We start from the raw sequence: 14780 nt of genomic DNA on the forward strand, positions 1-14780 counted from the left end.
CGGCATTTTGCTTGCTCCACGGGAAAGACGATCCATGGAGACTGCGGGAAAACCCTGACGCAGGCAAGATGGATTGCCACCTTGGCGTGTGGGCAGCTTGACAGGCGGGGCAGGCGGGAGAAAGCTGTGCGCAGGGCAGGAGCGGTGCACCGGGTTGCCCATGGCCGCGTGAGCGCGCAACAGTCGAAGGAGTATCATCTTGGCTGTCACCATCACCTCTCTCGTTCTCTTTCTCCTCGGTCTGGCGCTTGGTGGCGGTGGCATCTGGCTGGCGTCGCTGGGGGGCAGTTGGTACTACATCGTCGTCGGCCTCGCCTTCCTGATCGCCGCCTGGCTGCTTTACCGACGCCGGTCCACGGCGCTCTGGCTCTATGCGGCGATCGTGATTGGCACGCTGGCCTGGGCGGTCTGGGAAATCGGTTTCGACTGGTGGGAACTCGGCCCGCGCGGCGGCATCATCGTGCTGGTGGCGCTGTGGCTGCTGACGCCTTGGGCAAGGCGGGGCCTTGCCGGGCCCGACGGGCGCGCGCCGCTGATCCTTGCCGTGCTGGCATCGCTGGCGGTGGCCGGCTATTCGATGACGACGGACCCGAAGGACATTGCCGGTGCGCTCGATACCGACAAGGTGATTCCCAACGCCAATCTGGGCAATGACGTGCCGGCGGGCGAATGGCACTTCTATGGGCGCACGCAGTTCGGCCAGCGCTATTCGCCGCTCGACCAGATCACGCCGGACAATGTCGCCAATCTGCAGCCGGCCTGGACCTACCGCACCGGCGACGTGAAGGGGCCTGACGACATCGGCGAGACCACCTATCAGGTGACGCCACTCAAGATCGGCGACACGCTCTACATCTGCACGCCGCACAATTTCGCCATCGCGGTGGACGCCGCGACCGGCAAGGAAAAATGGCGCTACGATCCCAAGGTCAAGCTCGACAAGGACCGCCAGCACCAGACCTGCCGCGGCGTAGCCTACTATGCCGATGCCACCGGCGCCGCCGGCCAGCCTTGTGCTGCCCGCGTCTACCTGCCGACCTCGGATGCGCGGCTGATCGCGCTCGATGCCGCCAGCGGGCAGGTCTGTCCCGCCTTCGCCGAAGGCGGCACGCTCAACCTGTTGACCGGAATGCCATACCCGAAGTCGGGCTATTACTACTCGACCTCGGCGCCGCTGATATCAGGCGGCAAGATCATCGTCGGCGGCGCGGTCAACGACAATTATTCGACGCAGGAACCGTCCGGCGTCATCCGCGCCTATGATGCGAGCACCGGCAAACTGATCTGGAACTGGGATTCCGGCAATCCGGACCAGACGACGCCGCTGCCGGCCGGCCAGACCTATACCGCCAACTCGCCCAACATGTGGTCGACGCCGAGCGCCGACGAGAAGCTCGGCCTGCTCTACGTGCCGCTCGGCAACCAGACGCCGGACCAACTCGGCGCCGGACGCAGCGCCAATGTCGAGAAATTCTCCTCCTCGATCACCGCGCTCGACCTCAACACCGGGCAGTTGAAATGGGTGCGGCAGACCGTGCACCACGATCTCTGGGACATGGACGTGCCGGCGCAGCCGAGCCTGATCGACATCACCAAGGCCGACGGCTCGGTCGTGCCGGCGCTGGTCGGGCCGACCAAGCAGGGCGACCTCTATGTGCTTGACCGGCGCACCGGCGAACCGGTGATCGCGGTCAAGGAAGTGCCGGCGCCCGGCGGTGCCATCGAGGGCGACCACACGTCGCCGACGCAGCCGGTCTCCGATCTCTCCTTCAACCCGAAGCCGCTGACCGATGTCGATATGTGGGGCATCACCATGTTCGACCAACTGGCCTGCCGCATCGAATTCCACAAATTGCGCTATGAAGGCCGCTATACGCCGCCCTCGCTGCAGGGATCGCTGGTCTATCCCGGCAATTTCGGCACCTTCAACTGGGGCGGGGTGGCGGTCGATCCGGTGCGGCAGGTGATGTTCGGCATGCCGACCTACTTGGCGTTTACGTCCAGACTCATTCCCCGCGCGGACGTGTCGCCGCCGGGTGACAACACCAAGGGCAGCGAGCAGGGGCTGAACCGCAATGAGGGCGCGCCCTATGCGGTGGTGATGGGACCGTTCCTGTCGCCGCTCGGCATCCCTTGCCAGGCGCCGCCCTGGGGTTACGTCGCCGGCGTCGACCTCAGGACCGGCACGATCAACTACAAGCACCGCAACGGCACCGTCTACGACATGACGCCATTGCCGCTGCCGCTGAAGGTCGGCGTGCCCGGCATTGGCGGGCCGATGATCACCGCCGGGGGTGTCGCCTTCCTGGGCGCGGCGGTCGATGATTATCTGCGTGCCTATGACCTGACCTCAGGCAAGCAGCTCTGGCGGGCCCGATTGCCTGCAGGCGGCCAGTCGACGCCGATGACCTACACGGTCGCCGACGGGCGCCAGTTCGTGGTCATCGTCGCCGGCGGCCACGGCTCGGTCGGCACCAAGCCCGGGGATTATGTGATGGCGTACGCGCTGCCGAAGTAGCTGGGCCGCGCCAGCCGAAAGCGCTCTCGGCGCTAGATCAGTTCACCGTTTCATGGAAACGGCGAACTGCTCTAACCCTTTGTCTTGACGCAATTCCCAAGGCAAAGCGCTACGCGCTTTTCCCGGGAAAACCGCTTCACACTTTTCCTGGAATGCTCTAGCCGAGCCCGAGATGGCTCTTGAGGCTGGGCACCGAGCCCAGCACCTGGTTGGTCAAATCGGGGCCGGCGGCGGCTTCGGCCTGCTGGACCAACGTCTCGCCGGCCTTCTGGATCTGCGCCAGATCGAGGCCGGATGCCTTCAGCGCGGCGAGGCCGTTGACCAGCGCGCCCGCCTTTTCGCCGAGAACCCCGCCAAGCGCGCCTTGCAGCGAGGACAGGAAGCCGCCACCGCCACCGGCAGGAGCCGCGGCCATGACGTCAAATTTCTGCGCCAGCGCATTGGCGCCGGGAATCTTGGCGAAGAAGGATGAGGCGCTGGTGCCTTCCGCCTCGTGCTCGAGCACCGAGAAAATGGTGCCGACGACTTTTTCGGTCGTTGCCTGGTCAAGGTCGGCCTTCTGCGAGACGGTGTTCACGATATCCTGTACGTCCATGACTTCACCTCAACCCTGGGTTTTCGTGTTTGCCGGATGGCGCTGGCGGCTGGGGACCTTGACCATGGACTTCCGGTTCGCCGCCACAATGGTTGCGCGCATCGCCAGAATGGCGGCCGCGGCAAGCATGGAGGCGGTTGCCAGGATCGGCGAGGTCATGGTCATCAGTTTTCCTTTCCTTCAGGCCCTTCAGAACCGCGGCCATGTCATGGACCGGCCGGATAGTCAGTTTCCCCCACTATTGTGGCAGCGCCATCAAGATTTGTCGCCGATGACAAAATCGTGATGATGGTTGCCGCAGCTTGCCAGGGAACGGAAGCGACACCGAGCCGTGACTGGACGATGCGGGCCTCGCCCCTATCTTGCGAACGCAAGGACACCAAAGTCGAGGAGCGCCCCCGTGACCAGATCCACCATCGCCGACAAACCTGTCATCACGCAGGCGATGATCGATGCCTATGACGAATACACGCATCTGACGCTCGATCGCCGCCGCTTCATGGAACAACTGACCAGGCTTGCCGGATCGGGTGCGGCAGCGGCCGCGATCGCGCCGATGCTGGCGGCGAATTCCGCCCAGGCGGCGATCGTTGCCGAAAACGATGCCCGCGTGAAAGGCGAGGACATCAGCTATCCCGGCAGCGTCGGCGAGATGAAGGGCTATCTGGTCAAGCCGGCGAACCAGGCCGGCAAGCTCGGCACCGTCATCGTCATCCACGAAAACCGGGGGCTCAACCCGCATATACGTGACGTCGCCCGGCGCGTGGCGCTGGAGGGGTTCGTGGCGCTGGCGCCGGATTTCCTGTCGCCGCTTGGCGGCACGCCTGATGACGAGGACAAGGCGCGCGACATGTTCACCAAACTCGATCCGGCGCAGACCGTCGCCAACGGCGTGGCGACCGTCGCCTTCCTCAAGGCCGACAAGGACGGCAACGGCAAGGTCGGCGCCATCGGCTTCTGCTGGGGTGGCGGCACGGCCAACATGCTGGCCGTCAACGCGCCCGACCTCGCCGCCAGCGTCGCCTATTACGGCATGCAGCCGAATGCCGCCGATGCCTCGAAGATCAAGGCCGCACTGCTGCTGCACTATGCCGGGCTGGACGATCGCACCAATGCCGGCATCGATGCGTTCAAGAAGGCGCTCGATGCCGCGCATGTCGAATACACGTTCTATGTCTATGAAGGCGCCAACCATGCCTTCAACAACGATACGTCGGCGGCGCGCTACGACAGGAAAGCGGCCGATCTCGCCTGGGGCAGGACGATCGCCTTCCTGAAGGAGAAGCTAGCCTAGAGTCGTTGTTTCAGCGCGCCGGCTTGTGGAAGGCAACGCCGGCGACGACCAATGCGATCCCCAGGCAATCGCCGAGGCTTGGAATCTGGCGCAGCACGATGACGCCGATCAACGTCGCGGTGACCGGCAGCAGCGACAGCATCAGCGCGAAACTCGAGCGCGGCAATCGCGACATGGCAAGCTGGTCGCAGATGTAGGGAATGACCGAGGAGCAGATGCCGACGCCGATGGCGGCGATGAGCAGCGGCGGTGAGAAAAAGGCTGGCAGCGCGTCGCGGAAGCCGATCGGCAGTACGACGACGAAGGCGACCGCCATGGCGGCACCCAGGCCGGCAATGCCGTCGCCGGCGCCGGAACGGGCGACACGGTGGCCGAGCACGATGTAGCCGACGAAGAGCGCGCCGTTGAGGAAGGCCCAGAACAGGCCGACGGGATCGATGGACCATCTGACGTCGATCAGGAGCAAGGTGCCGGTGACGGCCACGGCAAGGGCGGCGAGATTGCGCAGGCTCCTGAGACCGACCAGCGCGACGCCGATGGTGCCGACGAATTCGATTGCCGCAACCAGCGAGATCGGCAAGCGGTCGAGGGCCAGGTAGAAGGAGCAGTTCATCACCGAGAGGCAAGCGCCGAAGGCCAGCAACAGCAAGCGTGTCTGGGGATCGGCGCGGGCGAAGCTGCGCCAGGGGCGCGTCAGGGGTGCGAAAATCAACGCGGCGGTGGCGATGCGCAGCCATGCCATGCCGAGCACGCCGACATGGGGGAAGAGCAGCACGGCGAAGGCCGGGCCGAGATAGTGGAAGATGGCGCTGACGCCGAACCAGACATGCGGCGGCAACTTTGTTGCCAGGCCGCCAAGGCCAGAGCCGGTGCCGGCAAGCGCAGGGCCTGCCGTGGGAGCTTGCGCTTGATCGTCCATCGGATCAGTATCGCAGGCATTTTCCGCAACCTACATGGATGATGATCGATCAACCGGATCATATCTCTGTCGAATGCAAGGATTTGTCCGTGAAACGCCTTGGAACTGAAAATATCGATCTCGACGTGGCCGACATGAAGATCCTGCGCCTGCTGGAAAAGGATGCGCGGGCCAGCACGGCGGAGCTTGCCCGTTCGGTCGGCCTGTCGGCGCCGAGTGTCGCCGAGCGCATCAAGCGGCTGCAGGAAAACGGTGTGATCGAGGCCTATTGCGTCAAGATCAATCCCGCCGCGCTGGGCCTGAAACTGTCGGCATGGCTTCGCGTCCGGCCGGTGCCGGGGCAATTGTCCGTCGTGGCCGAGATCATCCGTGAAACGCCGGAGATCGCGCAGTGCGACCGGGTGACCGGCGAGGATTGCTTCATCGCGCTCGCGCATGTCGGCTCGGTGGCCGAACTCGAACGGGTGATCGACCGCATCATTCCCTATGCGATGACGAATACGGCCATCATCCAGTCGTCACCGGTGGTGGCGCGCTCGCCGCTGGCGGCGGTGAAGCGGTCGCCGTAAACGGCGGTTTGATTGGTTGCCCGGTGTTTTCGCGAGCCGTCTCGCCGGCCTATGCGTGGCCGCGCTTCAGGCGGGCGCGCTTCAGGATGCTGCGCCAGCGAATCATGTCGAACGGGATCGGCTCATTGTTGTTGGCGATGTGGAAGATCTCGTTGTCGACGTTCTTGAGCGAACGCCAGAAATCATAGTCCGTGATGCGCGGATCAGCGGCCAGCCTGTCCACCTCGATCTTGATGTCGGTTTTCATGCACGTCCCTCGAACCGGCTTCGCCCCGCCGTCCGTATCGCAACTCGATGCGGATCGTTTTCGACCGCTCCGCTGAGTCGTTCAACGGCTCAATTGGCTTGTTCCCGTTAAAACCTCGGTAAGGTTAATGCGGGTGCCGGGCGGCTTCAAGCACTGGGACCGGCCGATTTGAGGGGGCGGCGATTTTGGATCGCCGGTGTGGCTTTGAGGTTCCGTCACTCTGTTCGGAGCGGTGTCGGCTTCGCCCTATTTGCGTTTGATGCCGATCGAGCGGCCGGCACGCTCCGGCATCGGCAGCACGGAATGGGCGGCGCGCATGGCTTCGACCTTGGCCATCACATCGGCGGGGAAGGGCGCGACCTTCGGCCCCGACATGTCGACATGCAGCGACAGCGTCTCGGAGGTGGCGGCGAGCCAGCCGTCGACATGGCGGATTTCCTGGAAGGCCCGGAGCCGTTTCTCGTCATGGTCGATGAGCTGGAAGGACACCTGGACCTTGTGGTCGAGATGCAGTTCCTGGACGTAGCAGACATGGACCTCGGCGGTGTAGATGGTCAGACGGCGCCCCTTAACATAGTCCAGCCCCATGCCCATCGCCTCGAAGGCCTCGTCCGAGCAGCGGTCGAACAGCACGTTGTAATAGGCCATGTTGAGATGGCCGTTGTAGTCGATCCAGTCCTTCTCGATTTCCATGGGCCTGGAGACGAAGGGGGCAGGGATGGACATCGAAACTTCCTTGTTCTGGTGCTGGACAAATTGTGGCTGCGAAGACTTTTTTGTTCTGACGCAATTCCGGACGGAAAACCGCTTCACACTTTTCCTGGAATTGCTTTAGGCATCCATAGCTGCATAACAAGCGTGGGCGCTGGTCCATTCGCGGAGGAATTCATGGCTCTGAGCGACCTCAATCCGGTCGAACGCAACGAGGAAGGCATCGCGGCGGTGCTCGGCATCCTCAAGCAGCAGTTCGGCGAGCGTTTTCAGACCGGCCAGGCCATCCGCTCGCAACACGCGCACACCACTACGTATATTCCGACACAGGCGCCCGATGGTGTCGCTTTCCCGGAGACGGCCGCCGAGGTGCAGGAAATCGTGCGGGCCTGTGCCGCGCATCGTGTGCCGGTCATCGCCTTTGGCGTCGGCTCCTCGCTGGAAGGCCACACCAACGCACCGGGCGGTGGCATTTCGATCGACACGTCGCGGATGAACCGCATCCTCGCGGTCAATCCGCAGGATCTCGACTGCACGGTCGAACCCGGCGTGACGCGCGAGGACCTCAACCGGCATCTGCGCGACACCGGCCTGTTCTTTCCGATCGATCCCGGCGCCAATGCCTCGCTCGGCGGCATGGCGGCGACGCGGGCGTCCGGCACCAATGCGGTGCGCTACGGCACGATGCGCGAGAACGTGCTGTCGCTGACCGCCGTCATGGCCGATGGCGAGACGGTGACGACCGGCAAGCGGGCGAAAAAGAGCTCGGCCGGCTACGATCTGACGCGGCTGCTTGTCGGCTCGGAAGGCACGCTCGGCATCATCACCTCGCTGACACTGAAGCTGCAAGGCATTCCGCAGGCGATCTCCGGCGGCGTCTGCCCGTTCCCGAGCGTCGAGGCGGCCTGCAACGCCGTCATCGCCACGATCCAGATGGGCATTCCGGTGGCGCGCATCGAACTGGTCAATGCGCTGCAGATGCGGGCGATGAAGAATTATTCGAAGCTCGACTATCCCGAGAGCCCGTGCCTGTTCCTCGAGTTCCATGGCAGCGATGCCGGCGTTGCCGAACAGGCCGAGACCTTCGGCATGATCGCCGAGGAAAATGGCGGCGGGCCGTTCCTGTGGACCAGCGTCGCCGAGGAACGGACGAAGCTGTGGAAGGCCAGGCACGACGCCTACTGGGCCTCGCTGACGCTGCGGCCGGGTGCCAAGGGGCTGTCGACCGACGTCTGCGTGCCGATCTCGCGCTTTGCCGAATGCGTCACCGAAACCGAAGCCGACATCGCCGAGATGGGCCTGATCGCGCCGATCGTCGGCCATGCCGGCGACGGCAATTTCCACGTGCTGGTGCTGATGGATGTGAATGATCCCAACGAGATCGCGCTGTCGGAAAAATTCGTCGCACGGCTCAACCTGCGGGCGATCGCCATGGACGGCACCTGCACCGGCGAGCACGGCATCGGCCAGGGCAAGATCGGTTTCCTGCGCAGCGAGCTCGGTCACGGCGTCGACATCATGCGGACCATCAAGCAGGCGCTGGACCCGCAAAACATCATGAATCCTGGCAAGATATTGCCGGGCGGCGACCACTAGATGTCGATTGCCGAGACCTTGCTGCCGATCGAGGTGCCGCTGTTGTCCGCAGGCGCGCCGCTGCCTCATGTGTTTGCAGATGAAGGCAGGTTGCTCGTCGCCTACCTCGCCAATGCTCCAGAAACATCTTTCGATGGCACGAAACCGCGCTCGGTTTCGCCGCTGACATGCAACCCGTCAGTCGCCATCCTGGCGGCAGAGCCTTACCTGGCATTTCAGTTCGGCCCGCCGAATGACGAGGCCGTCAGTGGCCATCGTCTCTATCAGTCGGGCTTGCGGGCCTACGAGGCATTTGAGGTCTGCAACTCGTCGTGGATAGCCTCCCTGGAAAAGGCAAATCGGGTTCATTCGTCCCATACAGCCGAACTGTTTTCAGACTATCGGCATTTCATCTTGACGTTCCACGATTCGACGCTGGAGTTCGTCGCCAAGAGTTTCTCGACAAGCCTTCGCAAGGGAGCGGTCTTGACTGCGCTGATGGAGGCCGCCGGAGAGGGCCCCTGACCTCTCTAGGCGGAGGTCTCGCAAGCTCGTCATGCGTGATATTTAAGCCCGGCCTAGTGAAGACAACCCGAACGCGTCAGGACAAAAGCGTCGTCTTGACCGCGCCGTCATTCGGGTCGAGGCTCCTTGCGCGGCAGGTCTGACAAGACAGGCGTTGCCAGCGGAGGAGAACTGTCATGGCCATTTCACGCAAGGAAGAAGCGCGCGCACTGAGTGCCGATGAGAAGGAACTGGTGGAGAAGTCGCATCATCCGGTGGTGCAGGAGCTTTCCGACGTCGACCTTTCCGGACTGGTCAAGCTGCTTCGCGGGCGGCGCGACAAGGCGCAGGCCGAAGCACATCGCCGCCGCCGTGAAATACGCGGCAAGGGCGCGCCGAAGGGCGCTGCCGCTTCAAAGGCCGATGGCGGCTCGCAGGTCAAGCTGGCGGTGCTGGCGATGGCGATGCGGCGGCTCAATGGCGAGGCCGAACGGCGGCGCCAACTGGCGGCCCGCGTTTCACTGGTCGGGAACGCACGCAAGGCGCTGGCGATGAAGCAAAGGGCGCCGGCGGACGGTCCCGCGCACAATTCACGCACGGCTCACAAGGGCATGCGGGCCGTCGCCAACGAGCGGGCGCCGAAGCTGGTCCGGCCGGCGGAACTGGGCCGGCAGCGCAAGGCAGGCAAGGTGGCGCAAGCCAAGCGCGACGCACGCTGATTCCTGCGACAAGGGCTGTCGGCAGCCGCTTTACCGTGCTGCGGGAAGCTGCTGTCGCACGCCCTCGACAAGGGCCTGCAGCATCGGGCGGGTCGGCGCGAAGAATGTCGTGCCGGTCTGCGGTGTCGAGACATCGAGCAGGCGGTCGTAGGCGCCCGGCGGATCGCCGACATACATGCGCTGCAGCATCTTTTCGGTGACCCAGAGATACCTGGAATAGCCGATGAAGTAGGTGCCGAACTCATTCTGCCCGGGCCGGCCGAACGGCATGTTGTCGCGCAATATGTCGTATTCGTTGCCTTCGGCATCCTCGATCGTGGCCAGCGATTTGTGCGATTTGCGCGGGGCTTCGTCATCGTCGATCTCGATGTTGTCGATCTTGGTGCGGCCGATGATCGCCTCCTGCTCAGGCGTCGGAATGCGCGCCCAGGCCTGCATGTCGTGCAGGTATTTCTGGACGACCACATAGGAGCCGCCGGCAAAGTCGCCATCCTCGTCGCCGATCAGCGCCGAGGCCGGCAGGTCGAGGCCGGTCGGGTTGGCAGTGCCGTCGATGAAACCGAGCAGGTCGCGGGCATCGAAATAGCGAAAGCCGGTCACTTCATCGACGACGGTGACATCAGGGCCAAGCCGGTCGAGCAGGATACGCTCGAACTCGAAGCACATGTCGGACCGTTCGGCCCGGATGTGGAACAGAAGGTCGCCCGGTGTGGACGGCGCCGAATGGACCGCGCCCTTGATCGGCGCGAACGGTTTCAGTTCCTGCGGCCGCCGGCCGGGGCTGAGCCGATCCCAGAGATCGCGGCCGATGCCGGCAATGCACGACAGGCGGCCGCCAAGATCGCGGAAACCGACAGTCTTGACCAGATCGTCAAGCTCGCCGAGCACGGAACAGACCTTGGCCAGGGCGGGCTGTTCGCCGGCGACGGTGACGACAAGAAAAATCGCCGATTGCGAAAGCGGCGCATCGACGCTCTGCGCGTCGATCGGCACGCGGTCCCAGTTCTTGCCTGACATCTGAAAAATCTCCGCTTTTGCCGGATTTGTTTCAGATCGCCTGGGATGACGCAATACTGGATGAATTGCCTCTTTATCGACACGCGGATGCGGGTAGAGTGCGGCAGAATTTCAATCAACCTGTTCGGAGCTGATGCTCGCACGCCTGTTCGTGATCTTCGGTGGCCTGTTCGTACTGGTGCTGTGCGCGGCGCTGGTGGTTCCGTACTTTGTCGACTGGACCGGCTACCGCGCCCAGTTCGAGCGTGAGGCAAGCGCCATCCTCGGCCGCAAGGTGACCGTGCAGGGCGACGCCACGGCTAGGCTGTTGCCGTTCCCGTCGGTGACCTTCTCCAACGTTGCCGTCGCCGGCGGCCCCAATGGCCAGCCGGCCATGACCGTCGAGACGTTTTCGATGGATGCCGAACTGGCGCCATTCCTGCGCGGCGAGGTGCTGATCTTCGACATGCGGCTGGTGCACCCGAAGGCGACCATCGATATTGCCAATGACGGCACCGTCGACTGGGCGATGCGGCCGTCCTCGCCCTTCGACCTCAACCAGATCTCGATCGAGAAGCTGACGGTGACGGAAGGGCAGATCGAACTGCGCCATGCCGCCGGTGGACGCAGCCATATCTTTTCCGAGATCAATTCGACCATTTCGGCCAAGTCTCTGGCCGGCCCGTGGCGCATGGACGGCACATTGCGGCTTGACGGATTGCGCACCACTGTCGCGGCATCGACCGGCAAGGCCGAAGGCACCGGCCAGATGCGGCTGCGGCTGAAGGCCGATCCCGACGCCTATCCGCTGGTCCTCGAAACCGACGGCAATGCCGGCATCGCCAATGGTGCCGCCGTCTATTCCGGCCAGTTCAAGATCTCCGGCGCCGATAAGAATTCAGCCCAATTGCGCGGCACCGATGGCGAGACGGTGAAGGTCAGCGCCGGCAAGCCCGATCCGGGCTTTCGCCTGAACGGCAAGTTCTCGCTCGACCACCAGAAGCTTGGCGTCGATGAATTCCGTTTCGAAACCGGGCCACTGGACAATCCCTACACCGCCGAAGGCAAGGCTTCTGTCGATCTCGGCCAGAAGCCTAATTTCGCCATCGAGGCCAATGGCGCGCAGGTGCAGTTCGACGAGGCGGTGGGCGCAGAAGCCGGCGCCGGCCTGACGCTCGACCAGCGCATTGCCGGGCTTGAGCAGGCGCTGATCGCTCTGCCGAAGCCGACCATCCCCGGCACCGTCGAGGTGAAGCTGCCGGCTGTGGTGGCCGGCGACACCACCGTGCGTGACGTGCATCTGTCCGCCGAGCCGGCCGAGGGCGGCTGGTCGGTCAAATCGCTGGCTGCGACCTTGCCCGGACGCACCACGCTGGAAGCCGACGGCATGCTCAGCGTCGAGGGCCATTTCGGCTTCACCGGCTCGCTGCTGCTGGCTGTGGCGCAGCCATCCGGTTTTGCCGCCTGGCTGTCGAAAGATGTCGACGAGGCGATCCGCCGTCTGCCCGCCGCCGGCTTCAAGGCCAAGGTCGACCTGACGGAAAAGCGCCAGGCCTTCAGCGATCTCGAGCTGATCCTGGGCAAGGCGAAATTCTCCGGCCGCATCGATTCCAGCCAGCCTGACGAAGCCAGGCCATCGGTTCTGATGCGGCTCGAAGGCGGTGAGCTCGACGTCGACGGGCTGGCGGCCTTCGCCTCGATCTTCGTCAGCGACAAGGGCGCCAACCGCTTTGCCGACCGCGATCTCGATTTCCAGATCAGGGCCGGGCCCGTCAGCGCCGGCGGGCTGACCGCCGATACGGTGGACACCGCGCTCAGGCTGCGTGACGGCTTGCTCGAAGTCGACCGGCTGTCGGTCGGCGGATTGGCCGGCGCCTCGATAAGCGCCACCGGCCGGATCAAGGATTTCCCGGCGAGCCCGACCGGCAAGCTCGACGCATCGGTTGTCGCTGTGGACCTCAAGCCGCTGATCGACGTCGCCGCGCAGCATTATCCCGACAATGCGGTGCTGAAGGGACTGGCGAGCCGCGCTGCCGCCTATCCCGACCTGTTCCAGGATGCGCGCGTCGACCTCGTGGCAAGTGCCGCCGACAATGGCGATGGCACGACGGGCCTGGCGGTGAGCGGACAGGGCAACGCCGGCGGCTCGGCCTTTTCGGCTTCGCTGTCGGGGAAGGGCGCGCCGGACAAGCTTCTCGAGGCGCCGGTGACATTGACCTTCAACGCCAAAAACCCGGATGCGACGGCGCTGCTGGCGCTTTACGGCCTGCCGGCGCTGCCGCTCGGCATGCTGGGCGAGGCAACGACCGACATCCAGGCCAAAGGCACATTGGGCGGCGGGCTGGCGACGACTTTCAGCCTTGCCGGCAATGACTTCAAGGCCAGCTTCGAGGGAACCGTTGCCGACACGCCGCAAGGGCCTGCCGCCAAGGGCAAGATCAATCTGGATGCGGCCGACATCGAACCGTGGCTGATGACGTCGGGCATCGGCCTGCCGGGCATGGGGGCAGGCATGTCGACATCGCTTTCGGCGCAGGGCGACTATGGCAATGGGCTGCTCGTGCTGGACAATGTCAGCGGCGCGATCAACGAGGCGGCGGTGTCCGGCGACGTCAACATCGACGCCAAGGACGGCGTGCCACATCTGGCGGGCGCGCTGGCACTCGACGAGCTCGATCTCGATCCGATGGCCGTGGCGCTGTTCGGCGATTCCGCTTTCCTTGTCGAGAAGAATGGCGCCGACAAAAGCGCGAGCGAGAAGGGCGGCTCCTGGCCGGCAGCACCCTTCAGCCAGAAGTCCAGCCTGCCGTTTACCGCCGCTCTCGACCTGACGACGGCGGCGCTTGCCGCCGGACCGTTCGCCACCGCCTATGACGCCGCTTTTTCGCTGAAGCTCGACCAGGAAGGCATCCGCGTTTCGGACCTGAAGGCAAAATTTCTTGGTGGGGCGCTGACTGGCCTGTTCGAGTTGAAGAACAATGAGGGCACCGGGCTTTTCACCGGCCAGATGAAGCTGGCGGGCGCCGATCTGGCAACCGTATTGCCAGATACCGGCATTGGCGGCGTCGGCGATTTCTCGACGACGCTGTCGACCAGCGGCAAGTCGGTCGATGCGATGATCGCCGCCCTCTCGGGTTCCGGCACGGCGACGCTCAGGGGTTTGCAGGTGGCGGGCGTCAATCCCGACGCGTTCAACGCTCTGCTGGCCAAGGCGGACGCGATCGGGCGCGACATCGATGCGGCCAAGACCGCTGATTTCGCGCCCGGGATCGCCGCCGATGGCAATTTCCCCGCCGGGAATGCCGACATCGCCTTCACGATCGCTGGCGGCACGCTGAGGGCACCGCCGATCAGCCTCGAAAACCCGGAGGCGACCTTGTCCGCCGATGTCACGGCCGATCTCAATACCAGCACGGTCTCCGCCAAGGGCGCCATTACCTATCGGCCCGGCGATGAGGCGCTGGTCGGTTCCGAGCCGGTCGTCAATTTCACCGCCGAGGGGCCGTTCGGCGCCGTCAAACGGCAGTTCGACAGCGAGCCTTTGGCGCAGTTCCTGACCCAGCGCGCGCTGGAGAAGGAGCAGCAGCGCGTCGAGGCGATGCAGGCGGCGTTGCTGGAGAAGCAACGCCTGCGGCGCGAAGTGCGCTACTATGCGGCACTGCAGGACGCGCGCGACAAGGCCGCCGAGGAACTGCGCCAGCAGGAAGAGGCGGCGCGGCTGAAAGCCGAGGCCGATGCCAAGGCGAAAGCGGAGGCTGACGCCCAGGCGCAGGCTGAAGCGGATGCCAAGGCGAAGGCCGACGCGGAAGCGAAAGCCAAGGCTGATGCCGACGCGAAGGCCAAAGCCGATGCCGACGCCAAGGCCGCGGCCGAGCGGCAAGCCGCCGACGAAGCAGCCAAGACGCAGGCCGAGCAGGAGCGCCAGAAGGCGGAAGAGGCGATGCGCATCGCCACGCAGGAAAAGGCCAGGCTGGAAGCCGAACGCAAGGCAGCCGAACAGGCGCCCAAGGTCGAGCCTGCGCCGTTGCCGCAAACCAACGACAACCCGCCGCCAGTCAAGCCGAAGTCCAATCCGTTCACGATCGATAATTTGTTGAAGTCGTTGCAGTAGGGCGGTTGCGCGAAGCCTTCCC

13 protein-coding genes are annotated in these 14780 nt (G+C 64.4%); 7 read left to right on the forward strand and 6 right to left on the reverse strand.

The genetic code is table 11. The features are described from left to right. The first annotated feature begins 199 nt into the window (after positions 1–199). Positions 200–2518, forward strand: coding sequence for a glucose/quinate/shikimate family membrane-bound PQQ-dependent dehydrogenase (locus CK227_RS18975; protein ID WP_095773980.1), 2319 nt, complete (start codon positions 200–202; stop codon positions 2516–2518). Between the two features lie 157 nt (positions 2519–2675). On the opposite strand, the gene CK227_RS18980 is transcribed toward CK227_RS18975, so the two are convergent. Beyond that, entirely contained in the window at positions 2676–3113 is a 438-nt protein-coding gene (locus tag CK227_RS18980; RefSeq protein WP_095773981.1) for a hypothetical protein, read from the reverse strand. A gap of 9 nt (positions 3114–3122) precedes the next feature. Then, positions 3123–3278, reverse strand: coding sequence for a hypothetical protein (locus CK227_RS36770; RefSeq protein WP_095773982.1), 156 nt, complete (start codon positions 3276–3278; stop codon positions 3123–3125). Positions 3279–3558: 280 nt separating this feature from the next. Here CK227_RS36770 and CK227_RS18990 point away from each other — a divergent pair, with 280 nt between their 5' ends. Beyond that, a complete protein-coding gene (locus CK227_RS18990) occupies positions 3559–4407 on the forward strand; it encodes a dienelactone hydrolase family protein (protein ID WP_095774038.1) in 849 nt (282 codons plus the stop codon). A gap of 10 nt (positions 4408–4417) precedes the next feature. Here CK227_RS18990 and CK227_RS18995 read toward each other — a convergent pair whose 3' ends face one another. Continuing rightward, positions 4418–5326, reverse strand: coding sequence for a DMT family transporter (locus CK227_RS18995; RefSeq protein ID WP_095773983.1), 909 nt, complete (start codon positions 5324–5326; stop codon positions 4418–4420). A gap of 89 nt (positions 5327–5415) precedes the next feature. Between CK227_RS18995 and CK227_RS19000 the strand changes: the two genes are divergently transcribed. Beyond that, on the forward strand, positions 5416–5895 hold the full coding sequence (locus tag CK227_RS19000) for an Lrp/AsnC family transcriptional regulator (RefSeq protein ID WP_095774039.1): 480 nt from the start codon (positions 5416–5418) through the stop codon (positions 5893–5895). Positions 5896–5944: 49 nt separating this feature from the next. Here the strand turns inward: CK227_RS19000 and CK227_RS19005 are convergent, their stop codons facing one another. Both CK227_RS19005 and CK227_RS19010 read right to left on the reverse strand, forming a co-directional pair. Next, a complete protein-coding gene (locus tag CK227_RS19005) occupies positions 5945–6142 on the reverse strand; it encodes a hypothetical protein (protein ID WP_010910205.1) in 198 nt (65 codons plus the stop codon). A 246-nt stretch (positions 6143–6388) separates the two neighbouring features. After that, positions 6389–6868 carry a thioesterase family protein gene (locus CK227_RS19010; RefSeq protein WP_095773984.1) on the reverse strand — a complete coding sequence of 160 codons (480 nt, stop codon included), beginning with the start codon at positions 6866–6868 and terminating at the stop codon, positions 6389–6391. A gap of 162 nt (positions 6869–7030) precedes the next feature. On the opposite strand from CK227_RS19010, the gene CK227_RS19015 reads away from it, so the two are divergent. The 3 genes from CK227_RS19015 to CK227_RS19025 all read left to right on the forward strand — a co-directional run bounded on the left by CK227_RS19015 (position 7031) and on the right by CK227_RS19025 (position 9651). Then, positions 7031–8449, forward strand: a complete 1419-nt coding sequence (locus tag CK227_RS19015) for an FAD-linked oxidase C-terminal domain-containing protein (RefSeq protein WP_095774040.1) — start codon at positions 7031–7033, stop codon at positions 8447–8449. After that, the gene (locus CK227_RS19020; RefSeq protein ID WP_095773985.1) at positions 8450–8953 is read left to right on the forward strand and encodes a hypothetical protein; all 504 of its coding nucleotides are present in this window, start codon (positions 8450–8452) and stop codon (positions 8951–8953) included. Between the two features lie 176 nt (positions 8954–9129). Next, entirely contained in the window at positions 9130–9651 is a 522-nt protein-coding gene (locus CK227_RS19025; RefSeq protein WP_095773986.1) for a hypothetical protein, read from the forward strand. 30 nt (positions 9652–9681) lie between these two features. Here the strand turns inward: CK227_RS19025 and CK227_RS19030 are convergent, their stop codons facing one another. Beyond that, positions 9682–10668 carry a Dyp-type peroxidase gene (locus tag CK227_RS19030; RefSeq protein ID WP_095773987.1) on the reverse strand — a complete coding sequence of 329 codons (987 nt, stop codon included), beginning with the start codon at positions 10666–10668 and terminating at the stop codon, positions 9682–9684. 133 nt (positions 10669–10801) lie between these two features. Between CK227_RS19030 and CK227_RS19035 the strand changes: the two genes are divergently transcribed. Further along, positions 10802–14758: an AsmA-like C-terminal region-containing protein gene (locus tag CK227_RS19035; RefSeq protein WP_095773988.1), complete on the forward strand. Its 3957-nt coding sequence runs from the start codon at positions 10802–10804 to the stop codon at positions 14756–14758. Positions 14759–14780: the final 22 nt, after the last annotated feature.

It is taken from the genome of Mesorhizobium sp. WSM4308 (assembly GCF_002294905.1).
Taxonomy (GTDB): domain Bacteria; phylum Pseudomonadota; class Alphaproteobacteria; order Rhizobiales; family Rhizobiaceae; genus Mesorhizobium.

What these genes read in the sequence shown, in the direction of transcription:
- CK227_RS36770 (WP_095773982.1), bottom strand. Translation starts at nt 3,278, where the DNA reads ATGACCATGACCTCGCCGATCCTGGCAACCGCCTCCATGCTTGCCGCG.
- CK227_RS19020 (WP_095773985.1), top strand. Translation starts at nt 8,450, where the DNA reads ATGTCGATTGCCGAGACCTTGCTGCCGATCGAGGTGCCGCTGTTGTCC.
- CK227_RS19010 (WP_095773984.1), bottom strand. Translation starts at nt 6,868, where the DNA reads ATGTCCATCCCTGCCCCCTTCGTCTCCAGGCCCATGGAAATCGAGAAG.
- CK227_RS18990 (WP_095774038.1), top strand. Translation starts at nt 3,559, where the DNA reads ATGATCGATGCCTATGACGAATACACGCATCTGACGCTCGATCGCCGC.
- CK227_RS19025 (WP_095773986.1), top strand. Translation starts at nt 9,130, where the DNA reads ATGGCCATTTCACGCAAGGAAGAAGCGCGCGCACTGAGTGCCGATGAG.
- CK227_RS19035 (WP_095773988.1), top strand. Translation starts at nt 10,802, where the DNA reads ATGCTCGCACGCCTGTTCGTGATCTTCGGTGGCCTGTTCGTACTGGTG.
- CK227_RS19015 (WP_095774040.1), top strand. Translation starts at nt 7,031, where the DNA reads ATGGCTCTGAGCGACCTCAATCCGGTCGAACGCAACGAGGAAGGCATC.
- CK227_RS18980 (WP_095773981.1), bottom strand. Translation starts at nt 3,113, where the DNA reads ATGGACGTACAGGATATCGTGAACACCGTCTCGCAGAAGGCCGACCTT.
- CK227_RS19030 (WP_095773987.1), bottom strand. Translation starts at nt 10,668, where the DNA reads ATGTCAGGCAAGAACTGGGACCGCGTGCCGATCGACGCGCAGAGCGTC.
- CK227_RS19005 (WP_010910205.1), bottom strand. Translation starts at nt 6,142, where the DNA reads ATGAAAACCGACATCAAGATCGAGGTGGACAGGCTGGCCGCTGATCCG.
- CK227_RS18995 (WP_095773983.1), bottom strand. Translation starts at nt 5,326, where the DNA reads ATGGACGATCAAGCGCAAGCTCCCACGGCAGGCCCTGCGCTTGCCGGC.